General features: G+C 47.9%; 21 protein-coding genes and 1 pseudogene. 9 read left to right on the top strand and 13 right to left on the bottom strand.

Going from position 1 to position 26,584, the window contains the following annotated elements:
- Window positions 1–40 precede the first annotated feature (40 nt).
- The 3 genes from FCL48_RS01960 to FCL48_RS01950 all read right to left on the bottom strand — a co-directional run bounded on the left by FCL48_RS01960 (window position 41) and on the right by FCL48_RS01950 (window position 3,704).
- A complete protein-coding gene (locus tag FCL48_RS01960) occupies window positions 41–1,507 on the bottom strand; it encodes a DegQ family serine endoprotease (RefSeq protein ID WP_136870566.1) in 1,467 nt (488 codons plus the stop codon).
- 227 nt (window positions 1,508–1,734) lie between these two features.
- Complete coding sequence (locus FCL48_RS01955; RefSeq protein ID WP_136870565.1) at window positions 1,735–3,084, bottom strand: class II 3-deoxy-7-phosphoheptulonate synthase; 1,350 nt, start codon at window positions 3,082–3,084, stop codon at window positions 1,735–1,737.
- Between the two features lie 77 nt (window positions 3,085–3,161).
- Window positions 3,162–3,704, bottom strand: a complete 543-nt coding sequence (locus FCL48_RS01950; RefSeq protein WP_136870564.1) for a type I restriction enzyme HsdR N-terminal domain-containing protein — start codon at window positions 3,702–3,704, stop codon at window positions 3,162–3,164.
- A 361-nt stretch (window positions 3,705–4,065) separates the two neighbouring features.
- Here FCL48_RS01950 and FCL48_RS01945 point away from each other — a divergent pair, with 361 nt between their 5' ends.
- Together FCL48_RS01945 and FCL48_RS01940 are read left to right on the top strand one after the other, a co-directional pair.
- Entirely contained in the window at window positions 4,066–4,617 is a 552-nt protein-coding gene (locus FCL48_RS01945; RefSeq protein WP_136870563.1) for a hypothetical protein, read from the top strand.
- Between the two features lie 142 nt (window positions 4,618–4,759).
- The gene (locus FCL48_RS01940; RefSeq protein WP_136870562.1) at window positions 4,760–5,632 is read left to right on the top strand and encodes an HAD family hydrolase; all 873 of its coding nucleotides are present in this window, start codon (window positions 4,760–4,762) and stop codon (window positions 5,630–5,632) included.
- A gap of 1 nt (window position 5,633) precedes the next feature.
- On the opposite strand, the gene FCL48_RS01935 is transcribed toward FCL48_RS01940, so the two are convergent.
- Window positions 5,634–6,965 carry a TolC family protein gene (locus FCL48_RS01935; protein ID WP_169309038.1) on the bottom strand — a complete coding sequence of 444 codons (1,332 nt, stop codon included), beginning with the start codon at window positions 6,963–6,965 and terminating at the stop codon, window positions 5,634–5,636.
- Window positions 6,966–7,216: 251 nt separating this feature from the next.
- Between FCL48_RS01935 and FCL48_RS01930 the strand changes: the two genes are divergently transcribed.
- The 4 genes from FCL48_RS01930 (at window position 7,217) to FCL48_RS01915 (ending at window position 13,335) form a co-directional block, all read left to right on the top strand.
- A complete protein-coding gene (locus tag FCL48_RS01930; protein ID WP_169309037.1) occupies window positions 7,217–8,380 on the top strand; it encodes an efflux RND transporter periplasmic adaptor subunit in 1,164 nt (387 codons plus the stop codon).
- 3 nt (window positions 8,381–8,383) lie between these two features.
- Window positions 8,384–11,530: an efflux RND transporter permease subunit gene (locus FCL48_RS01925; RefSeq protein ID WP_136870559.1), complete on the top strand. Its 3,147-nt coding sequence runs from the start codon at window positions 8,384–8,386 to the stop codon at window positions 11,528–11,530.
- A 21-nt stretch (window positions 11,531–11,551) separates the two neighbouring features.
- Complete coding sequence (locus FCL48_RS01920) at window positions 11,552–12,568, top strand: omptin family outer membrane protease (protein ID WP_136870558.1); 1,017 nt, start codon at window positions 11,552–11,554, stop codon at window positions 12,566–12,568.
- Between the two features lie 80 nt (window positions 12,569–12,648).
- A complete protein-coding gene (locus FCL48_RS01915) occupies window positions 12,649–13,335 on the top strand; it encodes a hypothetical protein (RefSeq protein WP_136870557.1) in 687 nt (228 codons plus the stop codon).
- 3 nt (window positions 13,336–13,338) lie between these two features.
- On the opposite strand, the gene FCL48_RS01910 is transcribed toward FCL48_RS01915, so the two are convergent.
- Both FCL48_RS01910 and FCL48_RS01905 read right to left on the bottom strand, forming a co-directional pair.
- Window positions 13,339–16,071, bottom strand: coding sequence for a PqiB family protein (locus FCL48_RS01910; protein ID WP_136870556.1), 2,733 nt, complete (start codon window positions 16,069–16,071; stop codon window positions 13,339–13,341).
- Window positions 16,068–17,366, bottom strand: coding sequence for a PqiA/YebS family transporter subunit (locus tag FCL48_RS01905; RefSeq protein WP_136870555.1), 1,299 nt, complete (start codon window positions 17,364–17,366; stop codon window positions 16,068–16,070). Before FCL48_RS01905 ends, FCL48_RS01910 begins: the two co-directional genes overlap by 4 nt.
- A 176-nt stretch (window positions 17,367–17,542) precedes the next feature.
- Here FCL48_RS01905 and prmA point away from each other — a divergent pair, with 176 nt between their 5' ends.
- Window positions 17,543–18,439, top strand: a complete 897-nt coding sequence (gene prmA, locus FCL48_RS01900) for a 50S ribosomal protein L11 methyltransferase (protein ID WP_136870554.1) — start codon at window positions 17,543–17,545, stop codon at window positions 18,437–18,439.
- A 42-nt stretch (window positions 18,440–18,481) separates the two neighbouring features.
- Here prmA and FCL48_RS01895 read toward each other — a convergent pair whose 3' ends face one another.
- Entirely contained in the window at window positions 18,482–18,835 is a 354-nt protein-coding gene (locus FCL48_RS01895) for a PilZ domain-containing protein (protein ID WP_136870553.1), read from the bottom strand.
- A 140-nt stretch (window positions 18,836–18,975) separates the two neighbouring features.
- Here FCL48_RS01895 and FCL48_RS01890 point away from each other — a divergent pair, with 140 nt between their 5' ends.
- Window positions 18,976–19,713, top strand: coding sequence for a 16S rRNA (uracil(1498)-N(3))-methyltransferase (locus FCL48_RS01890; RefSeq protein ID WP_136870552.1), 738 nt, complete (start codon window positions 18,976–18,978; stop codon window positions 19,711–19,713).
- Between the two features lie 215 nt (window positions 19,714–19,928).
- Window positions 19,929–20,972 carry a tRNA 2-selenouridine(34) synthase MnmH gene (gene mnmH, locus FCL48_RS01885; RefSeq protein WP_136870551.1) on the top strand — a complete coding sequence of 348 codons (1,044 nt, stop codon included), beginning with the start codon at window positions 19,929–19,931 and terminating at the stop codon, window positions 20,970–20,972.
- A gap of 81 nt (window positions 20,973–21,053) precedes the next feature.
- Here mnmH and FCL48_RS01880 read toward each other — a convergent pair whose 3' ends face one another.
- The 6 genes and pseudogenes from FCL48_RS01880 to FCL48_RS25150 all read right to left on the bottom strand — a co-directional run.
- Window positions 21,054–23,297 carry a peptidase U32 family protein gene (locus FCL48_RS01880; protein ID WP_240744712.1) on the bottom strand — a complete coding sequence of 748 codons (2,244 nt, stop codon included), beginning with the start codon at window positions 23,295–23,297 and terminating at the stop codon, window positions 21,054–21,056.
- A 60-nt stretch (window positions 23,298–23,357) separates the two neighbouring features.
- Window positions 23,358–23,708, bottom strand: a complete 351-nt coding sequence (locus FCL48_RS01875; protein ID WP_136870549.1) for a DUF3147 family protein — start codon at window positions 23,706–23,708, stop codon at window positions 23,358–23,360.
- A gap of 173 nt (window positions 23,709–23,881) precedes the next feature.
- Entirely contained in the window at window positions 23,882–24,304 is a 423-nt protein-coding gene (locus FCL48_RS01870) for a hypothetical protein (protein WP_136870548.1), read from the bottom strand.
- A 13-nt stretch (window positions 24,305–24,317) separates the two neighbouring features.
- A complete protein-coding gene (locus FCL48_RS01865; RefSeq protein ID WP_240744711.1) occupies window positions 24,318–25,685 on the bottom strand; it encodes a rhodanese-like domain-containing protein in 1,368 nt (455 codons plus the stop codon).
- Between the two features lie 266 nt (window positions 25,686–25,951).
- Complete coding sequence (locus FCL48_RS01860; RefSeq protein ID WP_136870547.1) at window positions 25,952–26,395, bottom strand: hypothetical protein; 444 nt, start codon at window positions 26,393–26,395, stop codon at window positions 25,952–25,954.
- Window positions 26,379–26,584: pseudogene (locus tag FCL48_RS25150) on the bottom strand (IS66 family transposase); the annotation flags it as partial. The gene FCL48_RS01860 and the pseudogene FCL48_RS25150, both read right to left, overlap by 17 nt.

Here is a 26,584-nt window from a genome sequence, read left to right as displayed (position 1 = left end):
AAAGACGGAAGGAGTTTTTTGAAATCACCTGATTTCTGTATTATTTTGCTCCGAGTACGATATAGGTTGCATAGTTACCGGATCGGACCCTGAGAAGAATCTTATCATTTTTCCCGGTTTCGCTTAAGATCTTGTTGAGATCTTTAAGGTTACTCACAGGTATCCTGTTAATTTCCTCCACCAGTTGTCCAGGCTTCATGCCTGCCTTTGCGGCGGGGCTTCCCGGCTCTACACTACTGACAATAAGACCACTGTTCATTTCGAACTCAAAACGTTCGGCAAGCTCTTTTGTCAACTCCTGCAGGGCGAGACCATATTCTTCAAGTGATTTAACACCCGTCACGCTGCCATGTTGATCAAAATCCGATGGCTGTTCACCAATTGTAACCTGTATTTTCTTTTCTCTGCCGTCACGAATGACCACTAGCATTGCCGTACTGTTCGGTGTAATAAGGGCTATCCTGTTGCGCAGATCCGACACATCTTCAAGGGTAGCATCATCGAGTTTAATGATGATATCACCACGCTTGAGACCTGCCGCACTGGCTGGAGAATCTGCTTGGACTTCACTGACGAGAATGCCTCCTGCCTGTTTCAGGCCAAAGGATTCAGCCAGATCCTTGTCAACATTCTGAATCACCACGCCAAGCCATCCCCTGGTCACTTTTCCATTTTCCATGAGTTGTTTCTCAATGGATTTCGCCATATTTATGGGGATAGCAAAGCCAATGCCCATATAGCCGCCGGTTTTTGAAAAGAGTGCTGTGTTGATGCCAACAGCCTCTCCCTGTGCATTGATGAGCGGACCACCACTGTTACCCGGATTGATTGCCGCATCTGTCTGGATAAAGTTTTCATACTCGTTGATGCCGACACTGGACCTTCCGGTGGCACTGACCACTCCAACCGTTACAGTCTGGCTGAGGCCAAAGGGGTTACCAATGGCAATAACCCACTCAGCAACCTCTAACGTAGAAGAGTCGCCAAGAGGGAGTACCGGCAGGTCAACCGCATTTTCGATTTTTATGAGAGCAACATCACTTTGAGGGTCGGTTCCCACAACTTTTCCAGTAAACTCTCTTTTGTCAGAAAGGATGACCTGGATGGTATCTGCTCCATCGACCACATGATTATTGGTGAGGATGAAACCTTTTTTATTGATAATAAAGCCGGAACCCTGGCCGCGTTGGACATAATCCTGCTGCTGTGGAAGCCGCTGGCGAAATTGGGGTCCAAAAAACTGTTCGAAGAAGGGATGATTAAACATCTCCTCAGCTCCGGAACTGCCATTCGAATTACCTTTGGTGGTTTTTTCCACTTTGATATGAACCACAGCCGGCATGGCCTTTTTAACCACACTGACAAAGGCTTTGGATGATTGATCCAAAATAGTAATGTCGTCTTTAAGGTCCCCTTTGGCAAAAACCTGACCTCCTGCAAGGGTAATGCAGAAGAAGAAAAATGTGACAAGGCCCAATCCTGTTGGCGCCACCTTCTTTCTGTTCATTGTATTTTCTCCTTTAATTGATTTCACTCGCGTGTGTGAACAATTTCACTTTCTGCGCTCTATGAAATCGGTGTTTTTTTTACTTAGGAGAAAAGGTAAACGTGAAGGATGAGGCGTCAAGAAACATTACTGAAATGTAATATTGCTTAAGGCTGTTGACCTTTCGAAAAGAAAAAAGCGCCCGACGGATATCCGTCAGGCGCTTCAAAAGACAAAGAAATCTATGATTAACTGCGGATCATATCAGCTATCTGAAAGGCGACCTCAAGGCTTTGTTCTGCATTGAGCCGTGGATCGCAGGAGGTGAGATAATTACTGGAGAGCTGTTCATCATTTATATTGTGGGCTCCACCGGTACACTCAGTTACATTATTACCGGTCATTTCGAGATGGATACCGCCGGGAATGGTTCCCTCTGACCAGTGGGTCTCAAAGAAACAGGTGATCTCCGAGAGAATATCATTAAAGTTTCTGGTTTTGTGCCCTGTCTTGGCGGTATAGGTGTTGGCGTGCATTGGGTCACAGTTCCAGACGATATTCTGTCCTTCCCGTTTCATTTCTCTGAGCAGTGGCGGGAGCACCTTTTCCACATTTTTCATGCCGAGACGGGTGATAATGGTGAGGCGGCCCGCTTCATTATGGGGATTGAGTTTCTCAACAAGCCTTTTCACATCATCCAGGTCGTAATTTGGTCCGATTTTAAGGCCAAGGGGGTTGTGAACACCCCGGAGGAATTCTACGTGGGCACCATCAAGTTGACGGGTCCGTTCACCAATCCAGAGCATGTGGGCGGAACAGTCATACCAGTCTCCGGTGATATGATCCTGACGGGTCATAGCCTCCTCGTACTGGAGAAGAAGGGCCTCATGGGAGGTGAACAGCTGGGTCTGGTTTATTTGCGGGGTATCAGCGGATATCCCGATGGTTTCCATGAACCGGATTGCCTGGCTGATCTGCTTACCCAGGCGGTCATAACTTCTGCCCAGAGGTGAGCCGGCAACAAATTCCTGATTCCATGCCTGAACCCGTTGCAGGGACCCAAACCCGCCTCTGGTAAATGCCCGGAGAAGATTCAGGGTTGAGGCCGCCATGTTATAGCCTTTGAGCATGTATTTAGGGTTGGGGACTCGTGACTCCGGCGTAAACTCGGCACAGTTGACCATATCCCCCCGGTAGGAGGGAAGCTCAATGCCGTCAATGGTCTCCATGTCAGCAGATCGAGGTTTGGCAAACTGGCCTGCAATCCGGCCAACTTTTACAACGGGCTTACCACCCGCGTAGGTAAGAACAACCGCCATCTGCAAAAGTACCTTTAAGGTCTCTCTGATGTTTGGCGCTGTGACATGGGAAAAATTTTCAGAACAATCACCACCCTGAAGCAGGAATGCATCACCGGTCACAGCTTTTGCGAGAAGTTCTTTGAGTGAGCGGATTTCCCCTGCAAAAACAAGTGGAGGCAGGGTACTAAGGTCAGTGAGAACCTTATCTACAGCATCCTGGTCCGGCCAGTTTGGCTGTTGCAGTGCTGTAAACTTTTTCCAACTTGATTTTGTCCAATTATCAGGTCCAGTAGACATAATTATCCCTTAATATATTTGATCATAATTCTTCTAATCCACGGCAGAACGGCTGGGATGGCTCTTCCAGGATTGACTCAGTAGCAGCAGCGCTCAACATCAAAGGCATTGAGAATTCGTAGCTCTCTTTCTCGCCTCTTTCCTTCTAATGGTTTGAGATAACACACGTTTTCAAGGAGGTGCGGGAGAGTTTCACTGTCTGGAATTGAATGTAACCCATATCCTAGAATCTTGCCAGTTTTAGTATCCAAAAGTTCGGCATCTCTGCCATTTGTAACGATTGCAAGAGGAATCTGGTGGTCAGGGACGAGAACCCTGGCTGCGGCAATGGCTGATCTTTCCCGGCTCACCAGTGAACCGGGGCCATAGCGCAGTATCATGGATGCCAGCCCCTGGTGGAAGACGGTGAGCTCAATAGTTGAGGTGACAAAACACCTTGAGAAAAGGGTTTCTATGGTGAGTCTGGTTTGCAGCTGATCTGGCGAATAGCCTTTTTCTTCAACCATCATCCTGCAGAGTTCCTGGCGAATACGTTCATCATCCGTGTCTGTGAGCTCATCTCCGGTCAGATAGTCTTTAAGAGTGCCGTAAATGAGGTGGTGTGGTTTAGGAATAGGCATTGTCTTTGGCCGGTGTTGGTTTGTCGGATTAAAATGGTTTCTCTTGATAGCAGAATAATAATCCCCAATGTTTTTTCAACCTCAGCCGGGCTGGTGTTTGCTTTTTGCTTGATGACGCTGGCGGACTGTATATGTGCTTGAGGAGCTGAGAACACCTCGGTCTGTCGGTTGGGATGATAATCCGTAATTTCAACAAAGCTCTGGAAAGCCTCGGCGGCGTCGTTATTCTCGACATCGGGTCGACATGCCCCTAAATACGGGCAATGTCACCCGTTGTCCACTGACAGGGAGGCTCGCCTCGCATAGAGTGAAGCCATGAAGCACGATACATTTTCATTCACATTCAACTGCGAGGTGCACTATGAAAAACCTGAAAAACTCCAGAGCAAAAGATGCCGGTTCCTCTAAAAGTAATTGGAGAGAGAAATATTTAGCAAAGATCCTTTCTGCGACCGTAGTAATCTTGCTGAGTAGTCCATTGGGCGCGATGGCTATGGTTGAACAATTTGTCCTTGATTTTAATGATAGTCATATCCGTGGGTACCAGGGTGAGGGTGCTACTATTTTCCTCAAAAAAAGTCTGAAGGAACAATACCCATGGCTGAATCTCTCTCGTCTTGAACTGCACAATGTTGTTTTGGTTGCAAAGTCGAAGAAGGGAAGGGGAGGGGCAGAGCTTCGGGTGGGAAACTGGGTAACACCAATGGCCGAAGTTGATGGGAACCCGCGAAGGTTTCATAATAGTGACCGTTCTTCCTTTGATCGGATTCGCCTTTGGAACCCTTCAAAAAACAGTCAGGGAGAATGGCAGATTGGATTGCATGGCAACCTTATTGTGCGAAAGGTTGTCTTGATGGTTGAGAATCACTCCCCGAGAGATTACCAGAAAAGAGGCAGGGGTAAGAGCTGGTAAAGGATTATCGTCGCAACTGCAATACCACGTTGTTGGCTACTGACAAACCAAAGATAATCTGGTAACCATTTTACTTTTAGAAGAGGAGGGTAATTCTCCTCTGGTGAGGTGGTTACTTTTTTGTGGGTTGGTTTATTGTTCAATGCAAAATAAAATAACGTATAAGGGATTATTTGTAACAGATCTTGATGGTACCCTTCTCACAGATGAGAAGAGGTTCAACCCCAAAGATCTCGCTGCATTGCAGGTACTGCGAAAAAAAGGCTATGCCACCGCCATAGCCACCGGGCGATCCGAATACTCGCTGTATAAGATGCTGGACTCCCTCCAAATGAGGGGGGAAGAGAATCTGCTCGCCGTAGATTTTATGATTGTTTGCACAGGCGCAGGAATCTTCGACTATCCCGGTCAGGCGCTACTCAAAAGCATCTCTCTTGATGAACAGGATGTTATGAAGATTGCAGAATATCTTGAGCAGTCTGCACTTGACTATATGGTACACAGACCCATACCTGAAACACACCACTTTCTCTACCGTTTTCATGGCACTGAAAATCCTGATTTTTCAAGACGGCTCAGCATCTATCAAGATTTCGCCTCGGCGCTTCCCACAGGCCCACTGGAACCGACGGGCAGTGCCACTGAGGTGCTCTGCATAGTACCCGGCCAGCAGGGAGAGGAGGTTGCCGCCAGATTGGCACAGAAGTTTCCAGAGTACAGCGTAATTCGGGCGACCTCCCCACTTGACGGCAGCTCGAGCTGGATTGAGATTTTTGATCCAGCTGTGTCAAAAAGTCAGTCGGTTGCCTGGCTGGCTGAAAAACTCTTTGTTTCCAGAGAAAAAACCTGCGCTGTGGGTAACGATTACAACGACGAGGATCTGCTCGCCTGGGCCGGTGGAAGCTATATTGTTGCCAATGGACCGGAACAGCTCAAGGATCTCTACTCCACCGTGGTCTCCAACAACGAAGGAGGGGTGAGTGAGGCTGTGCTGCGCTGGCTGCAGAGGGAGTGAATTATTTTTTGAGCAATATCTCCAGGGTCCCAGGTGGAATGCCTGGGTCGATTCCTGCAGCCTGATCGAGACGGGCAATGGAGGTAAGGTAGGCAAAATAAATTGAAATCAGGTCAGCACGGCTGGAAGTGTAGTTTAGCTGGGCATCGTTGTATTCTACCATATCGCCAAGGCCTGCCTGATATCTGCCTTCAGCGAGCTCAAGATTGCGCTGGGCAAGGCTCGTGGCGAGGCCTGCAATCTCGATGGATTCATAGTTTTCGACAGCACGGAGATGGTGGTCGGTGATATCTTTAATGATCGATAACTCCAGTTCCCGTCTGGATGCCCCGAGTTCGAGCATTTTTGCCCTTGCCTCGGCAATTTTCCCTTCAGTTTCGAAACCTGAAAAAATATCCCAGGTAAGAGTTGCTGTAACCTGCCACTGATCGGGGATGTTTTCCAGGTCGGTTTCATAGCCATCGTAGGATCCCGTTGCTCCAAGAAGTGGCCAGTTTTCTCCCCGCACCGCTTTGAGTGAGGCTTCAGCAGCAGAGAAGAGTTTCTCGATCTGCCGCAGTCCTGGCCTGTGATCTGGTGCAATTGCGAGGAGTTGGGAGAGAGAGTAGGGGAGAACCGGTGCAGATTTACTGAGGTTGTTAAGGTCAACCTCCTGGTCGCTGGCAACGAGGTACTGGCCATTATTTGGTTTTGTGCCTATTACCTGTTCAAGTTCCACCCTGGCAGACTGTAAATCAGCTTTGGCGCGTAACAGTTCCAGTCTGGCGTTGGCAAGTTCGAGTTCAGCGTTGGTTATGTCAATCTGGGTACGAATTCCGGCTTCATAGAACTTTCTGGCTCTGTGGAGGTGCTGTTCGTAGCTCTCTTTTTGTTCTCTTGCAACCTCTATCAGGTACCTTTTTTCCAGCACGTTATAGTAGGACTCTTTCACCTGCAGTACCACATTATGCAGATATTGTTCTATATTTGAGCGGGCAGCCTCTTCTGTCAGTCTGCTCGATTCAATTATGCCTGTGGTCTGGCCAAAATCGTAAATAAGCTGGGATGCACTGATACCTGCGCCTGCGACATTGTCTTCATCCACAGGGGAAAGTTTGTCGTAGTGGTTTCGGCCTAAAGATACGCCAAGCTGGAGGTGGGGAAGATAGGCTGCGGTCGCCTGTGTCATCCTTCCCTTGGTTTGCCGGTACTGCTGTACTGCAATTTCCAGCTGGGGGTTTTTGTCCAGGGCAAGGTCAAGAAAATCTCGAAGATACAATTTTTGAGCAGCAGCAACAGATGCCACATCAACACAAAACAGGCAACAGATGATGCAAAGTGACCTCAGCAGCATGGTGAACTCCTTGGGATCGGGGCCGGTACGGATCCGTCTATATTGCTTATAACTCATAGTAAGAGTCGTATTCTGGTTGACTTTTATTCCTTGATAACATTAGTGTTTACTGGAGATATCATTGTTTTCCTACCATATAGGATGGGTGAGGTAAAGCTCTCTTTGATTTCTCCTGATGAAGATTTTTCAGCGACAAAGAATAGCGCTTAAATTTGCTAAGGGGTTTTCCAATGTTCCTAAGATGTATTTCGATGGTCATATTAGCCGGATGCATGATTTTCAGCGGCTGCACTGAAGAGCAACAAAAGCAGCAGAGCTCCCGGCCAGCAGCACCGCCACTGTCGGTGAATGTGGTAACAGTGAAGAGTGAAAATGTTCCTATCTGGCTTGAATATACAGGAAAAACGGAAGCGAGCCAGCGGGTGGAGGTTCGGGCTCGGGCCGCAGGAAAGCTTGAAGAAGTTCTTTTTCAGGAAGGAGCTCACGTTGAGAAAGGACAGAAACTCTTTGTCATTGAGAAAAACAGCTATGAGGCTGCAGTGGCAAAAGCAAGGGCTAAAATTGAAAGCGATGAAGCTTCGCTGAAACTGGCAAAAGCAGATGTTGAGCGGTATCGACCTCTTGTCGCAGAGGGGCTTGCCCCCCGTGTGACCCTGGAGCAAAATGAAGCGCGGGTAGGTGAGCTGCAGGCAGCAATCAAAGCAGGCAGGGCTGCTCTTGATGAGGCACTTCTTAATCTGAGTTACACCGATGTTGTCTCACCCATTGCAGGAAAGATCAGCCGAAAGAATGTTGATGTCGGCAATATTGTGGGTTTCAGTGACAAAACACTTTTGACGACAATCATAGGTGATGATCCCATGCACGCCTATTTCAACCCCAATGAAGAGCAGTATCAGCTCGTTGAGCAGTATAAATCGAAAGAAATCCTGGATGCCAGAGTCACTGTTCCCAACAATTACGCAAAACTCATGGATCGCGGTTACTTCAAGGGCGTGGTTGATTTTAATGATAACCAGGTTGATCCCATGACGGGTACCATCACCATGAGGGCCACGGTCGCCAACCCAGAAAGCAAGCTTTTAGAGGGCACCTTTGTCTATGTGAATCTTTTTGTAACAGATAAGGCTGCATTCATGATGCTTGATCCGGGTGTTATTCAGGAGGATCAGAGGGGTAGTTTTGTCTATGTGGTAGACGAGACGGACAGTGCAAAGCGTGTTGATGTGAGCAGGGGTTTTGAAACCCGGCAGTACGCAGTTATTGTCAGGGGACTTGCTGGAGGTGAGCGGGTTATAGTAAACAGCCTGGCAAAAATCCGGCCGGGAACCAGGGTACAGGCAAATGATGTCACGGCAACTGAAGGCGTTATGGCCGTGATGAAGAAAAATGAGCTGATCCCTGTGAAGGAGTAGGTTATGCTTTCCGTTTTTTTTATTAAACGGCCTATCTTTGCAATGGTGATTTCCCTGCTCATTGTCATTGGTGGCATTGTTTCTCTTTTTATCCTGCCTGTTCAGGAGTATCCGGAAGTCACCCCGCCAACGGTGGTTGTCTCTGCCACATATACCGGCGCTAACGCCTATACCGTTGAAGAAACGGTGACCCGTCCTCTGGAGGACAAAATTAATGGCGTCCAGGGGATGATCTATATGCAGTCCTCCAGTACCAGTTCCGGTTCGAGTAAAATTAATATCTTTTTTGAGCCGGGGTACGATCTTGATATTGCCGCAGTGGATGTGCAGAACAAAGTTTCTGTTGCAACACCTCAGCTGCCGGCGGAAGTGACCCAGACTGGTGTCGTAGTGGATAAACAGTCTCCCAGTATTGTCTGTTTTGTAACCCTGACCGGAGATGGCTATACCGACAGTTTTTTGAGTAACTACGTAAATATTAATATTATCGATGAGTTGAGACGTATTCCAGGGGTTGGGAAAGCCGAAAATATGGGCGAAAAACGATACTCAATGCGGATCTGGCTCAACCCAGACAGGATACAGGCACTGGGGCTCAGTCCCGCCGAGATCATTAGTGCGGTGAAATCCCAGAACAGTCAGGCGGCTCTTGGTAAAATTGGTGCGCCGCCGACCTATTTCGATCAGCCGACGGAGTTTGTTCTCACCACCGACAGCCGCCTTGAAAATGTGGATCAATTTGAACAGATTGTGGTGAAGTTCAAAGATGATGGAACACTGGTGTACTTAAAAGATGTCGCCACCGTTGAACTTGGTGCCGAAAATTACAGTTGGAACGCCTTGTTTAACAAAGAGCCCGCAGCACTGGTGGGGATCTATCAGCTTCCTGGCTCTAATGCCCTTGATATAAAGAAAAAAATTGTAGAAACGATGGAAATTCTAAAAAACAGATTTCCAGAAGGTGTACAATATCAAATCCCCTATGACACCACTCTATTTGTTGAAGTGGCCATTAAAAATGTGGTGCAGAATCTCATCATTGCTGTGGCCCTTGTCATTCTTATCGTCTTTGTTTTTCTCGGCTCATGGCGACCGACTGTTATTGCAGCAGTGGCCATCCCGGTTTCTTTGGTGGGAACATTTGGTATACTGCTTGCCGCAGATTTTTCGATTAACTTTCTTACCCTTTTTGGTCTTATTCTCGCCATCGGTATTGTTGTGGATGATGTAATACTGGTCGTTGAAAACGTTGAAAGGATAATGGTTGAGCGGCCGGAACTGACCATCCCCCAGGTGGTAAAAGAGGCCATGCTCCAGTTGATCGGGCCGATCATCGCCACGACGCTTGTGCTGGTTGCGGTCTTTGTTCCGGTCTCACTCATGCCAGGTCTTACAGGGGCAATTTACAGGCAGTTCGCCCTGACAATTTGTTTTGCGGTGCTCATATCATCTCTCAATGCAATGACCCTCTCGCCTGCCTTAAGTGCTATTATTATCAGGCGCTTGCCCGATGGTCAGGGCAAATTATTGCTGTTTCGATTATTTGATCTTTTCTTTGATAAAATAACCGTAATCTATATTGCCATCGTTTCTTTTCTCATCAGAATACGCTGGCCACTTGTCTTGGTTTTTGCGGGGCTTCTTTATGGAACCTATTATATTTTCACGGTCACACCGACAGGTTTTGTACCAGAAGAGGATAAGGGCTCGTTTCTGGTAATGTTCAACCTCAAGCCGGGAACGGCACTTGGTAAAACAACCCAGGTGAGAAAAGAGGTGGAAAACATGCTTCTGGAGACTCCGGGGGTTGCAGATCTGGTAATCATAGATGGCTTTAATATGCTGACCTCAACCCTTGATTCCAGTGCCGGGACTGGCTTTGTCACTCTCACCCCATGGCAGCAAAGAAAGACGCCGGAGCTTTCTATTAACGGTGTTCTCGCAGCTATCAATGCAAAAGGTATGGCCATTGCCGACGCCACTGTTGCGGCTTTTAATATGCCAGGAATTCCGGGACTTGGTACCGTGGGTGGATTTGATTTCAGACTTCAGGACTATCTGGCAGGTGATCTCAACACCTTTGTCGATTACGCCAATAAACTGATTGCCGCTGCAAATGGAGATCCACGCATCACCCATGCCTACACCACCTATTCGCCCAATTATCCAATGATCAAGCTGGATATCGACAGGAAAAAGGTGGCTGCCCTCGGGGTCGACGTGTCAGATATTTTCATGACCTTGCAGGGCTATATGGGATCGATTTATGTCAATGATTTTACCAAATACGGTAAGGTTTTCAGGGTGTTTATTCAGGCGGATAAAGCCTTCAGGAGTGAGGCGGGCGATATAAACGGACTCTTCGTGAAAAATTATAAGGGCAATATGGTTCCTTTTGCTTCAGTTGCCAGCATCACAAAAATAATCGGCCCGGCCGATCTGCCCCACTACAATATGTACCGCTCAATAAATATCAACGGTTCAGCGGCTCCGGGATACAGCTCAGGCCAGGCAATGGAGGCCATGGCTGAGCTTGCGGAGGAGGTCCTACCGGCAGATAAAAGCTATGGCTTTGAATGGTCGGGGATGTCCTATCAGGAAAAACTTGCCGGAAATACCAAGATCTTTGTCTTTACCTTTGCAGTCCTTGTGGTCTATCTGGTGCTGGCAGCGCAGTACGAGAGCTGGATTTTACCTCTCATGATACTCATTCCGGTACCTCTCGTTATGCTCGGTGCCCTACTGGCCCAGAATTTGGCGGGACTCGACAATAATCTCTTTGCTCAGATCGGCCTTGTCCTGCTCATCGGGCTTTCTTCGAAAAATGCAATCCTCATTGTTGAAGTGGCAAAGGAGAAGAGAGAACAGGGGCTTTCAATAGTAGATTCCGCCATGGCAGCGGCAGGCCTTCGTTTTCGAGCAATCATGATGACGATTCTGTCTTTTGTCTTTGGCGTTGTGCCCCTTGCATTTGCGACGGGAGCCGGGGCTATGACAATGCGATCCATTGGGGTGATCGTTTTAGGCGGCATGGTCGCAGCGACCTTTATAAGTACAATGCTTGTCCCGGTTGTCTATGTTTTACTGGAGACTATGCGTGAGTATTTTGTTAGTGTGGAAGAGGAAGTTCGCAATCGAAGTATGATATAAGGACAAAAGAAAGGAGGGAGAATGAAAACAACATCTGCTGGGAGAAAATGTATAGGCTTTACCGCGGCCATGGGGACTGCGATGGTGTTTGCTGGTCTGTCATCAGCTTCAGCGGCTGGACCTGTTGCAGTGGCGCCAGCTGAGACCAGTGAGGTTGTGGTGGTTGCACCAGAATCCGCCCCTGTCCGTTTTACCTTAGGGGTGGGCGCCGGGTATCTGAGTGGAGAATCCAAGGAGTTTGTGTACTGGCCGGAGTATAACAATCACAAGGCAAGCGAGTTGACCTGGGAGATTGATAATCTGTACATGGTAGGTGTCACCGGAGATCTGCAGGTGGGGAGCTGGTTGAGCTTTAGCTTTGACGGCTGGTTTAAAGCCACAGATGGTGAGGGAACCATGGATGACTACGACTGGCAGGTCCCAGGCTATGAGTGGACAGACTGGTCGCACCATGAGGATACTGATGTGACTGATGGTTCGATTATTGATGTGAGTGCCAATTTCTCATTTTTCCAGAACTATAATGTCGTTCTTACCGGTATTGTCGGCTACAAAAGAGATAATTTTGGCTGGGAGTCACGGGGGGGATATTATACCTATTCCAGTGGAGGCTTTCGCAATTACTCCGGTTCTTTTGCCGATGGGGAGCTTGGAATCAGCTATGAACAGACCATGGATACCTTTTATGGAGGTTTGGGTTTTTCGGCGGAATTTACCCATAGATTTCGTCTTGCCGGTCGTGTGATCTATTCTCCTTTTGTCCAGGGTGAGGCGACCGATTACCACCATCTGCGAAATCTTGTCACCTATGACGATTTTGAAGATGGAGATCTCATCGCATTTGATATTACCGGAACCTTTGGCTTGACTGAAAAATTAGGGCTGGAGATCGGCTTTAGCTACCAGTCCTATGACACCATGCAGGGCGACAGTGAATGGCATTTCAACGATCAGGGAGTGGTTACCTATCTTGACAATGGTGCGGGGATGGATCAGACTTCAACGATGCTGACCGCCTCACTGCAGTATAGCTTTTAATTCAACGGGTATGCATAGAGGGGGCAGGTATCTGCTCCCTCATATATTCCCGATTTTTTGTTGTTATGCGACAATTTCTTATGGTCACTTTTTTCGTTCTGTTTGTCGGACTGGGTGCGGCAACACATCTACCGGCAGGGACGATCAACCCTTTCACTGCAGCCAATACTGAGCAGCTGATGAAGACCTCCTATCACCTGGCGCCGGGATATACGGTAATCGATGACGAAAACAGAACACTTTTTATCGATTACGATCACAGCCTCATCCATAATCTGTCGAAACACCTGTCTTCCTGCAGTTCTTTTGACCTCTCTGTCCCTGAGGCTCAGGATAGCTTTGCTGCAGCGCAGGAAGAAATCTTTGCCGAGGTGAAGATAGTTGAGGCAGGCAGCAAGCCGGCGGAGATGCAAAACAGTCTGCAAGCCTATACTGTTTTGTATGCTCCCCGTGCTCTGTTGCAGCGAAGAGTCACCGAGGCCTGTCTTGACCGGTTTGGTCTGCGTTTTGTATCTGAACCTGTAAAATTTGCGGTGGACAAAAGACGAAGCGATTTTGCTGATTTTGCCGAGATGGCAAGGCAAAATACGCTTGGGAAAACATTGAATCCACTGATTTACCGGCTTGATCTGAGCCACCTGCTCTCCCGCTTTGGTGGTTTACCCGTGCACAGCACCGGGCCGGGAGAGGCAATTGAATATTCTTTTTCCCTGGAAGATGAAACGAGTCTTCGCCTCCTGCAGCAAAAGCATTGTTCCAGCCGCTAGCCGTTATTTGTCATTGTTTTTTTGTAGAAGTATTTTGTTTGATTCTTCAAGTTCCAGCAAAACGACATCGGGATTCCAGTCCAGCCACTTTTTCTCTGGCTTATCATACAGACGGAAATGGGCACCCGCTGAGGCAGCGGCACCGACTTTTTCGTCATCTGGGGTGGCAAGGGCAATTCCACCTTTCATTATTGCTTCCAAAGATTCGGTTGAGACCTTGACGCCTGAGAAGAGCCCACCTTCGATTGTTGCTCCGCTGACATTCCAGAACCGGGTGTTGCTGCGGATGATAGCCCTGTAGCGATCTTTGATCGAAACGAAAATATACACTTTTTGAAAGGTTGGGGAGAGCTCGTAGTCGGTAACCTGGCCGATAAGTACCTGCCGGTAATAGACCGGTGAGCCGGGAGAAAGGGAGCCCAGATGCTTGGATTCGAGAACGATCCCCAGGCCATTTATGTTGGCAATCTTGTTTCGTGGCGGTTCGGGCAGGGCCACAAAGCTCCTCCTGGGAGCACCATCTCCGGGGAGAAAACTGAGAAATGAGCCAAAGACAATGGTGTCAACGTTCTTGACACCATTGAGATTTATCTCGGCCTCTGCCACCCAGAACATGGTGTTTTTTCTGAACAGTTCGCTAAGTGATTCATGGACAGAAACTTTGGCGACAATGGTCTTCAGGTCTCCAGAAAAGGAAAGGTGTTGTACTTTACCCACCTCAATGCCCTTGTAGCGGACAGAGGAACCTTCTTTCAGGCCTTTTGTATCCTGAAAGGTAACGGTTAGATCAATTTCGTCGGCATGCAGTGCCTCCTGCAGGTCGCTGTAGAGCGGATAAGGCTCGCCCGGTTGTTTTCTGTTGGATTTTTTAGGCGTATTGAAGCAGCCGATGCCGCCTGCAATAATGGACTGCAGGGAACCGGTCTGGAAACGTACTCCGCTCAGACCGCCGGAAAGCTGTAGTCCACTGGTGTTGTAAAATCTGGTCTGGTTGTTGACGAGATTCTTGTATTCATCATAGATAAGACATTTGACCAGGACACTTTGCTGATCTCCGGTCAGGCTGAAGTCCTCAATGATACCGATTTTAATATTCTTGTGAAGTATCGGGGCACCGATGGACAGGGAACTTGCGTCTTCTGCGAGGATACTGACTGTTTTACCGGAATGCTGCAGTTCCGGAACATCGGCTATGGCAGATTCGTAACTGTCATGGAGCTGGAAGATATGGTTTTCTTCGGGGCTGAAGTTTTTCTTTTTGGCGAGTTTATCAGGGGTGGTGAAACTGATACCACCGATTAACATCCTGGTCAGCGGCCCGGTCGAAAGTGATATGCCATCTTCAATGGAGGTTGACAGTTCAATTCCGGAATGGATCCAGAAAATAGATTTTTTACTCAGGAGATGCAGGTATTCTTCATACACATAAATATGGGTACGGATCTCTTTGCCAGAGGTGGCAAGATTGACATCGACGACAATACCAACGGGTATGTTCTTAAAATATACCGGAGAGTTTTTGTTGATCTCGGAGGGGCCCTCAGAGGTCAGCAAAAACGATTTTCCAGGGCGTAACGGTGGCGCTGAGGGAGGTTCTGTAAGAATATTAAAATGGTTTTTGAACTTCCCGGGACCCGGTTGGAAAGTGATGTAGGCGCCAGCGAGCAGGAGTTGCAGGTTCTGTATCCCGGTAGGAGTAATCTCTGGTTTCTCCATCCAGAATTTTGTTCCCTCCTTAAGAATCATTTCCGTCCTTGGATCAAGTAATATATGAGCCGTAACTGTTTTCTGTTCGTCGTTATCGATGCTTATTTCCTGAACAAATCCGGCTTCCAGCCCACGGTACATAATCTTGGTAGCTCCTTCGACAATATCCTTTCCTGAGGCAAGGGTGAGTGTCATGGGGATGCCATAATTCGCCGATTCGTAGTCTTTATAAAGTGAGAAAATGTGGCCGTTGATAACCTGAGGACTATCCTGAAGCTGGTCTGGAGTATGGAGGAGGATACCGCCTTTGAGCAGTGATGCCAGGGACTCAACACGAAGCTTTATGTTGGGGAGTTTACCGCTCAACTGGATGCCGGAGGCATTGCAGAATCTGCTGCCTTCTCTCACCAGATGGGCGAATTTTGGTTCTATAAAAAAATCAATAAGGATATTCTGATCCCTTTCCAAGGTATAGTTCTGGACTGTACCTATCTCAATATTTCTGTAATAAATTCCAGTTCCTGCCTGAATGGAACCAAGGGTTTCAGCCCTCAACTGCAGATGCAGACCAGGTGCCTCTGAAGAGACAGGAGGCGGTGACGAGAGACCTTTAAATGTATTCTGGCTCTTTTTTGAACTGCCGACCTGCACCCCGATATAGCTCCCTGAAAGTATGGTGTCCAGACCTGTGATCGAACTGGCTGAGAGTTCGGGGCGGACAATCCAGAACAGGGTATCATCGACCAGGTAATCCACTGCCTCCTTGTCGATTTTAACGGTTGCCTTGATCTGGTGGTTAGCAAGATCCGGGGTGATTTTTTTAACCAGTCCAATGGGGATACCCTTGGTGACGACCTGGGTTTTACCGGGGGTGAGTCCTGTTGCGTCGGCGAAAAAAATAGTTATGTCTTCTCCTGCATTCTTATAGCTGGAGTAGAGGATCGAGATGCAGATACAAAGGGCGACGATTGGTAAAATCCAAATTGCTGAAATACCTCTATTTTTGTTTACTACCGGTTCTGGTTTCATGGCGTATCTGTTTTCAGGGTTGAAATTGATTGGTATTTACTGCAGTCATCCCACATAATTCTTGGATCAAAGGTTATTGCGGCGGACATGGTTGTGGCGACAACAAGACAGAAATATGTCGCTGCCGGGGCGGTATGGATTGAGGTGAAAAATCCAAAATCGACCAGGACTGTCAGGAGGGCAATGACGAAAATATCAAGCATTGACCACCTGCCGATAAAGGCAATTGACCTGTACATAATGGTTTTATTGCGCAGGTAGCGGGTGGCCGCTGGATGGGTAGAGAGTAAAAGTATCCAGAGGCCGATGATCTTGAAAACCGGAACGAGAATGGAGGCTGAAAAAATTACAAGGCCAATGAAATACGATCCATGTTGGAAAAAATAGATGATACCATCCAGGATAGTCGACCTGTCAGGGACCCCAAGAAAATCCACTTCCATTATCGGCATGATGTTTGCCGGAACGATAAAAATCATTGAGGTGAGGACCAGGGCCCAGGTTTTACTGACACTTGCTGGAATGCGGTTGTGGATATTTGCACCACAGCAGGGGCAGTGTTGTCCTTCGAGGTGGCTGCTCAGCACCTTTCCGCAGGTGTGGCAAAGTGTCAGGTTCTGCTCTCGTCCCGTTGTAACCCCTGAAATGTTTTCTGCAGCTACGGGCGCCCTTTCATTTTGTGGCTTACCCTTATATTCAATGAGCCGCCAGAAGTAGTTTCTGTCCATGGCGGTGGAGATGGCCAGTGAAATAAGGACAAGGCTTGTAAAACAGAAAATTCCGGCGTTGTAAACGATCTCGGAGCTGTCCGCCATCTTGATAATTGTTATCATTATTCCAAGAAGATAGACCTCAGTCATGGCCCACTCCTCAAGGTGGAGATAGGTTTTGAACAGGGGGGCGAGGTAGGAGGGATAGCGCTTTTTCTGTAGATTAAAACTAATGACAAACATCATGGTAAGCAGTATGAGCGGCAGGGCTACTGCTGAGAGGAATACCGTCAAAGAGACAAAATAGTAGTCATTTTGGTAAAAGTTTACTATCGATTCGATTACATTGGCCGAATCACTGAACCCCAGGCTTTTAAAGGTCATGAGTGGCAACAATATGGCCGGCAGATATATGAGCAATCCGGTCAGAGACAGCACAAAGGCCTTTGACACAGAATCTTTTTTTGGTTTTCTGAGCCTTTTACCGCAACGGGGGCAGGAAATCGAATAGCCCAGAGGCGGATTCTTCTCGGGTAAAAGCAGGTCACAGTCGGGGCAGATTATGATGTTGATGTGTTCTTTCATACAGGGATAGTCAGGGTGAGTGCGAGGATACGTTAACCAGGGGATTTGTTTCCCGTAAACAATATACTATCTGGAAAGATGTCGTTTGTCATAAAAAATCGGTGGTCTCTATGTCCTGTTTTTTTTGGAAAACGACTGGAAATTCAGAAAATATTTGAAGAGAGTGAGTAATTAAAATGGCGAAAAAAACTTGGCTGCAGGTGACGGTAAAGACAGACCCTGCTCTCATTGAATCGATAGGCGACTTTCTCATGGGAGTGATGGATGCAGGTGTAGAGGCGGCCGCCATTGACGAACCGGATTACGGGACCATAAACGGCTACATCCAGGACCCGGATCCAGACCCTGCGGAAATAGAAAGAATTCTCGCCCAGATTTCAGGGTATCTGACAGAATTAAAGAATATTTTCAATGTTCCTCAGCCCGAACTCAGCTCAAAAATAATTGAGGACGAGGACTGGGGAAAAAACTGGAAAGAATTTTTCACCCCTTTTGCCATTGTGCCGGGGCTTATTATCGCCCCCACCTGGGAGCAGTATGAACCAAAGGCGGGTGAGATGGTGATTACCATGGATCCAGGGATGGCCTTTGGTACCGGCCATCATGCTACAACCAGCCTTACCCTCGAATTTATCCGTGAGAGCCTTGCGGGCACCAGCGGCAAACGGCTTCTGGATGTTGGCACAGGAACCGGCATATTAGGAATGGCAGGTCTGTTATTCAACGCCAGCGAGGTGACTGCAACCGACAACGATCCCGAGGCGGTGAAGGCTGCAACAGAAAATGTGGCCTTCAATGAGATGCAGGATAAAATGCAGGTCAGCCTGACCCCACTCTCGGAGATCGAGGGTGTTTATGACGTCGTCGTTGCCAATATCGTGCACGACGTTCTTCTCATTTTGGCCGATGATCTTATCAGGCTAACGGAAAAAGGCGGCTACCTCATCCTCTCAGGTCTTTTAGCAGAGGGCCAGGTTGGCAATATAAGAGAGGTGTTTTGCAGTAAAGGCCTGACCCTTGCCGGCGAAAAATACAGGGATGAATGGTCCGCGATCCGCTTTTTGAAGAAGTAGTTTACTGTGGCTGAGAGAAACATACTACTCTGACATTGCTTTTTACATGGGTGTCAGCTGATAGTCGGTATCGAAAATGATCCCTACACCGTCGTCATCCTGTCTGATGACAATACCGTTGGCTGTAACCCAGGTATGTTCACCTTTGATCTGTTTAAGGCTCTCCATGGAGAGGATAAACTTCAGCTTTTTGAGGTCGTGTACACTAAGGTAGAATTTAATACTTACCTTGGTGGCCAGGGGAAATCTGTGATCGGTTGTTACAAAGGCCCCGCCGGAACTGATGTTTGCAGCGACAGTATCAATGACTGGTGAGGCATCTGTTGTGTGTCTGTAGGATATCTTTGCCTGCAAATTGAGAGAAAATCTTTCCTGTTCCCTGCGGTTTGTTGACATGGTGGTATTTTCCTTTGGCGTATGGTAGAGGCCTGATCAGATAATGATGAATTTTCTTCATTCTTAATTACGGTAAGTAACAGGGCTTGTCAAATTAACTTTTTACGAGTTGAGCAGAGTTTAATGGTCGGTAAAATCAGATGAGACGCTTTTTCTTTGATCCAAAAACACGGCGTGGCGATAGAGTTATTCTTTCAAAAGAGGAATCGCGGCACATCAAAAAAGTGCTCCGCCTTGAGGTAGGGGCAGTGGTGGAGCTGCTGGATGGGGACGGTGGTTTGTTTCGTGGTGAAATTGGAACCCTCGACCGCTCGGTTGAGGTGGTGATTACTGCAACCCTTCACGCCGAAGATGAAGCTACCACAAGCCTTGAGGTTTATCAGGCAATCCTGAAAGGGGAAAAGATGGATACGGTGGTGCAAAAGTGTACGGAGCTCGGAGTCACCTCCATGGTTGCCCTGCAGAGTTCAAGATGCCAGGGAAAACTCGATCCCGTGCTGGCCGCCAAAAAACAGGGGCGCTGGCAGCGGATCGGCCTTGCCGCCTGTAAACAGTGCATGCGCCCAGTACCCATGGACATTGTGGAGCCGCTCTCTTTTACAGAGGCCATCTGCAGCGAACGGCTGGGGGAAAAAAGTTTGCGGATCCTTTTCTGGGAAGAAGAAAAAACTCTACACCTTCGAGATATCAAGGAGATAGAAACGGCAGATTCTATCGCCTTGCTGCTTGGGCCAGAAGGTGGTCTGAGCCCGGAAGAGGTGGAGCTGGCACGGCGGCACGGCTGGATAAGCGTGAGCCTTGGCGAGCGTATCCTTCGGGCTGAAACGGCAACCCTTACTGCTGTCTCGATTGTACAGTATCTCTCGGGCAGGTTATAATTTGATAACCTCGAAAAAAGCTTGATCCACTTCGTTGTAGGTCTTCTGCGACATTGCCTATACCGCAGGTATTGTCAAAAGGTCGCTGAAGACATTACGTCTCATATATCGAGCTTTTATCAGAGCCCGTCTGTACGGAAAAGATGTCTGTTTACGAGACCAGCATAATTTGAGTATTTACAAAATCTCTCATCACATAAAAGAGTGTTGTACCCATGAAAGAAGAGTTTTCCCGGTCAAATATCCTACAAAACAGTTGTTCTCCAATCTCCTTTGAAGAAGCACTGGAGGCAGAACATCTCATTGTGGATGTGCGCTCAGCTCCGGAGTACAGGGATGGGACAGTACCGGGCGCGGTCAACATTCCCCTTTTTGATGAAGACGAGCGCAGTGTAATCGGCACCATCTACAAACATGGTGGTCAGGATAAAGCCATAGACCAGGGATTTTCCTATGCGGAGGAAAAACTGGCAGGGCTTCTGAGCGCCTTTGAGCCGTTTCGCAATAAAAACATAGCAGTGTTTTGTGCACGGGGCGGGATGCGCTCAAGATCCATTGTCAATCTCCTGTCACAGTCCGGCTATACAGCGTGCCAGCTCATCGGGGGCTATAAAAAATATCGCCAGGGAATCCTTTCATTCCTCGAGAATTATTCCCCAAAACTTATTGTGCTCCATGGCCTGACCGGGACCGGGAAAACCCGCATCATTGAGGCGCTTGACTCCAGCATTGATCTCGAAGAGCTGGCACGGCACAGGAGTTCTCTTTTTGGGGGGCTCGACCGGGAGCCCAATGGTCAGCGGACCTTTGAAACCCTGCTGGTTCAAACCATAAAAAAACTCGGTCCGCCCCCCTATTTTGTTGAAGGGGAGAGCAGGAAGATCGGCCGGGTTTTCATTCCCAAACCTTTTGCCATGGCCATGAAAAGTGCCATCCTGGTGAACATCACCTGCAGTCTTGAGAAAAGAATCGAGCGCATCGTTGAAGATTATCCGGTGGAAGGGGCGCAGAAAAGGGCGGAGATCCTAAAAATTCTCCTGTCCCTCAAGCAGAATATGGGGACTGCCCAGGTTGCACATATGTGTGATCTTTTTAACCGCAATGAAATTCCTGAACTTGTACGGATTCTCCTCGTTGACTACTATGACAAGAGATACGCAAGAAGTATGAGCAGGTATGTCTTTGATCTGGAGGTCTCATCGGAAAGCATCGCAGATGCGGCAGAAGAACTGACCGCCTTTCGTCAGACTCTTTTGTAAGTCGTTAACCCCGATAAACGGGACAAGTACCTTCACGAAATCCAAGAGATAAGCCCAGACTTCGAATGAGTTTCTAAGGTACTAAATTCCTTTGATATACTGCCGGTGAGTGGTCGGCTGAAGGTGCTGCTGCAGCTCTTCTGCTGCCGCGCGGTCTCCCCGGATGCAATGTGCAAAATATTCTACAAGTTCTCTCTTCTCAACTGCCACTGTTGTCTCTGTTTGTATATCGCGTAAATCAATGAAAAAGCTGGAAAACATCTCCGAAATGTCGTGGATGATGTCGGTGTTGAGAAAGTTATGGCAGTGATAGAGGGCGTGGTAGTTACCCGCAGCCTTTTCTATCATAATGGCTGTGTTATTTACGGTATGCAGCTTGGCACTTTTCCTGCACGTTTCAAGACACTTCTCTTCAATTCTGCTTTTTTCACAACCGGTTACCTGCTGAAACAGACATTGCCGTGTGGTCATCAACAGTATGGGGTGATAGATGCTGTAGTACAGCTTGAAATTTTTGGGCTTTTTGATGGTTTTTATCTGAAAGTTTTTCAGTTCATTGGAGATAAAAGCGCCTTCACAGCCAAACATTTCTTTCAGGCAGATCAGCGTATGCGAATTGGCAATGTTGAGGTATGGCCCCGCAACCCATGCAATCCCTCTTTTGTGGGCCTCTTGTGCTATGCCGTAGTTATTGGTGACGATTTCCCGTGGCTGAAGATCTTCCAGCAGTTTAACCGCTCTTTCGTAAGATTCTCCGATGATAACTGGAGGAAACCAGGGGATCAGCTGATTGTTGTTGTGAAAGATCCGGGTGAGTGTGGAACTGTCTTCTGTAAGACAGCTGGGAATTTCAAAGTACACCCTTACGGATTCGTGGCAAAGAGCTAGATCTTTCTCGGAGGAAATCAACAGCGACAGAAAGGGTTGCGCCTCTTCTCTTTTTTCCTGTCTCAGGCGCGGCAGGGTGATCGGGGCGACGGGCTCTTTTGTACCGCCAACCGCAGATAAGATCTTCTTCTTTATTGTTGTCAATTCATGAAACGGTAGAAGAAGACCATCTTCGAGGTCGTCTAACAGCATGTTTTCAATATAAAATTCTGTATCGTTTACCTTTTTGAGTATTCGGCCAAGGTTGACTGCACTAAGGCTGTTTTCAGCCTCGGGGCCTGGGATTAAAAGGCTCGTGGAAGAAAAAGAGGTCACAAAATCAGGGCTTGTCAGGGTAAGCGTCAGAGGGGAGTTTTGTTTTCCTGCAAAAGTAAGGGTCAGGGGGGCCTTATCACCACTCAGCCGGTCGATTTTTGCTTTAACGGCTACAATGATGTCGGTTTTTTCGTCGTAAAGCTGACCTTTGGCCGTTTCAAGGTTTGTTTCAGGGGAAGAGGTAAAGTCTTTGGCCAGGTGAAGGGCTGAATTATCCCGGGGGTTGTCAATGAACATATCCCGGTTGATCTCACCTTTAAGATAACCGTTGGTAAAATCCCGGTTAAAGACCTTGTAGAGGATGCTACTGTCCACAACATCCGTGCTGTTGTTGCAGAGATTGTCCAGTTGTTTGCGGTAGGTCTCAACCACTGTATAGACGTAATGAAACTTCTTGATTCTCCCTTCGATCTTGAAGGAGTCCACCCCTGCCGCGGCAAGGCCTGCCAGGTCTTCAAACGCGCAATTGTCTTTAAGATTAAGAGGGAATTCCTTTCCCGCAGGGGTGGTGAGATACTGGTTTCTGCACGGCTGGCTGCATCTGCCACGGTTCCCTGATTTTCCGTCAAGCACCGAGCTGATATAACAGAGCCCGGAAAAGGACAGACAGTTTGAGCCATGGACAAAGACCTCCGTCCTGACCTTCCTGCCATGGGCGCTGCGGCTTAAGGCCTCTATCTCCTCAAGCTTCATCTCCCGCGAAAGGTTGACCCTGGAGACGCCAAGTTCAGCCAGAAAGTCAATCTGTCCCCTGTTGTGGGTTGTCAACTGGGTGGAGGCATGTACCTCAAGGCCCTTGAAATATTTGCTCGCCAGGTAGAGCATGCCGATATCCTGAAGGATAATGCCGTCAATACTGGTGTTGCTCAGCTCATTGAGCAGGGCCACAAAGGCTGGAATTTCGGGCTCGATAATGATGATATTTAAGGTGAGAAAGACCTTGCAGTTGTGGCTGTGTGCCAGGCGAAGGATGCCGTGCAGTTGTGCAAAGGTAATATTTTCGGCTCGGTTCCGCGCATTAAAACGATCGATACCACAATATACGGCATCGGCACCGGCTGCGATGGCCGCTTTGATGCAGTCAATATCTCCTCCCGGGGCCAGGAGTTCAATATGGTTCATGTTCTTCATAGTTGTGCAAAAGTATGGGAGCTGTGTACAGGGTGGCAGCAATTTTTAGACTTAGAGCTGTATCCCGAAAGAATGGAGGATGAAGACCATGAAAAAGTAGCTGATGACCGTGGCTCCAAGAGAAATGACAATGCTGGGGTAAAAGCTCAGTCCCAGCTTAAGTAGAATCGGCAGGGTGACAAAGAGGGCCAGAGAAGGCAGAATAAGCCAGAAGACGCTGGTTGCAAGGTTGCTCACCCGGGCAGTGTCCTTGGTTTCGTAGTAGAGCCAGAACATGGCAAGTACCGAAATCAATGGAACAGAGGCAAGTACTGCACCGATCAGAGTGCTGCGTTTGGCAATCTCTGAAATAAGCACAATAAGTGAGCTGGTAATGGCAATTTTTATGAGATAATAGGTCACGCTGAATACTTATCCTTGAACAATTCTTTTTCTACCACGCTCTCTAACCCGTTTTCAGCAGAAACCGCAGTATTATTCGAGATTATACCCCTAAATATTGCAAATGGTTTGCGTTTAGATATGCGAGATACAAGTAAACTACAGAGTCGTCAGTAAGGCAAGGAGAGGGATGGCTATTTTGAGCGCTGTCCCAAAGGGGCAGTCCCCTTTGAAACTACAATAATACGCAGCACTTCAAGAGCAATACAACATTCCAGAAAAATAAGGAGATGGGCGTAGGTAGAGAGGGATTTGGCCAGCGGTGTCAAAGAGCAGAGGAGAAAGAGCAGGCAGAAAATTGCAAACAACAGACAGGCGCGCAGCCTGACCGGTTTTACCCGGGCAGACCTGTACACCACGACAACAGTACAGAGGAGAATGGCCCCAAAATGCAGGACAAGCGCCTCGCTCGAGTACAGGGTTGCCAGATAGTGTATCTTGGTAAAGTAGAGATGCTGCATTACCCCGGCTTTATAGCCGGCCAGGAGCTCCAGTACAACCAGAGCCCCCAGCATGAGCATCTCGACCACAGTGATGGCATGAGAAAACAACTTCACAGTCTTTTCCTTCTTATTTATGAGGGTCTCCGGTCACTATGGGGTTTGTGCTGTCGTTTGACCAGCCTATCCAACCGTCTGAATAGATGGCGATATCTTCAAGGCCATAGGTGTCGGCAAAAAAGTATACTTCAGCTGCCCGCCAGCCACTGCCGCACATAAAGGAGAGGTGCTTGGTGGTATCAATCCCTTCTTTTTCCCAGAGGGCCAGAAACTCGGAGGCGTTGCGCATGGTTTTATCGGGGTTGCGGAAGTAGTCCATGCTGTAGGCATCTTTGATTCCCGCATAACCATAGATTGATCCGGGGATACGACCCTTGACCTTATGATAGCTGTATCCTGTGGATTCACCGATATGTTCCTGCCAGGTGCGGTTGTCCACAAGGGTGAAGGTATCGGGGTGGTTCAGGCCATCTTTCGTTTCTGCCATGGTGTCAATGACGTCCGCTGCTCCGGGAATGGTGGTGCCAAAGTCCGTTACAGCGGCGGGGGGATCGTGGCGCTCTGTCTCCAGCTTGTAGCCCGCAAGGGTCCAGGCCAGGGTGCCGCCGTTGAGAACCCTTACGTCTTTTACCCCAATATATCTCAGTACCGCTGCAATTCTATAGGATGCCAGTGGTTCTTCTGCGGTGACGATAACGGTATCATCCCTGGTAAAGCCAAATTCCAGGGCAAAATCAGACAGAGTCTTGTCATCTGCCAGCATCCACATCACAGGGTCTGTGGTGGTCGGTGGCTCAATGCGATCGGTGTTAATGTGAAAGGTGCCGGGGATATGGCCTTTAAGATACGATGTTTTCTCTTCTCCCCAGCTGGCCTCAACAATTTTTATCTGCCCAGCCTGTTCAAAGCTCTCTGGCTTTTTGCCGTCTAAGATCTCTTTTACGATGATCGCAGGAACAATACGCTGATAATTTTTGTATTTTTCCATGGGCAGCGTTGCATCGTCCGCCCACTGTTTCAGATCGTAGAGATAGAGGCTGGTAAAGCCATTGGCCTGCAGATAGTCAGCAACGGCCAGAGCATCCTTACCATTTGCGTCGTAGACAATAACATGCTTGTCTGCTGTGATGCCTTTTGTGGACAGGGTCTCTTTCAGGGTTTTGGTAAGATCCTTGTCATCAACCCTCAGCCAGTTGGCCGAAAAATCTACAGCTCCCCTGATATGACCACCCCGGCTGATACCATCCAGCTGCCAGCCGTTAAATGCATCGTTGAGTCTGGCGTCCACCACAACCCATGTTGGATCTGCTAATGCGCTGACAACCTCGGATGTTTTGGCCTGCGGGGGCCCACCTGCCGCAAGTATGTATGAGCCTGTCATAACTATTATGAGAAGCTGAACCTGTAGTATCTGTACTATTCTGGCTAATTTCTTCATTGAAGAAGCCTCCTGTATGTTTTGAAATACCAACGTTTATTCCCTGGTCCCGTAAGGGCCTGAATTACTGTGTAACCTCTGTAAAAGAGTCAGACGAGGGTAGTATAGAAAAGAGCGGAGCGTCAAGAAGGTAATCCTGATGGATGTGGCGCGCCCAATTGAGAAAACCTATGGGATGTTAAAAAACTTGTGTGGGTGTCTGCTGTTCAACGAAAATAGGGGTGATGTTTGTTTTCATGTTACTGTTATAACGTAAAAAAGTTTTCTTACATTTTTCTCGGCCCATCTGTCAATATAGTCTGAAGCTTTGAAAACGCTTTTTCTCTGTTTTGTATCGTCATATGGGCGATATTATATATTTTCCATTGAATGGAAGGCAGCATTGATACTTCTGGGTGAGCAAATAAACTCCAATTTGGCTCACCGCTTTTTACAGAAAGTAAAAATTCTTTATCACCCTCTTTGAGTAGGTCATGTACCTGACCTAATAAATTGTGGCGAGATTGGTAGAGTTCTTCAAGGCTAACTTCATCCGATGTCATTCCGATGAATTCACGCTTATATACCTCAGCGATGTCTTTAGGGCTTGGGTCGAGTAATTCCGCCATTGGACGATTATGGCTCATGAGATACACGAGGAAGCTGTTTTTGAGTTCCTCAGTAATGCCCTCGTTATCCAGTAAATATTTGTAACTACTCACCCCTATCATTATTCGGTGCTAAATCTTGTTTTGTAAGAGCGATCTGAATAGCAACGAGGGGATTAACTCCCATGGCCGCCATAGTTTGCAGATAACTTGAGATCCGACAATATGCATGAGCGTATTGTTGCTTCCGAAAGCATCCTGATACTTTCTGCTTCACTTTAGCCATTCGAAGATCCCTTTCTGCCCTGTTAT

The sequence above is a fragment of the Desulforhopalus sp. IMCC35007 genome (genome assembly GCF_005116575.1).
GTDB lineage: Bacteria > Desulfobacterota > Desulfobulbia > Desulfobulbales > Desulfocapsaceae > Desulforhopalus_A.
Note: the sequence above shows the minus strand (reverse complement) of the source record. Positions and strands in the feature narration are given on the sequence as shown.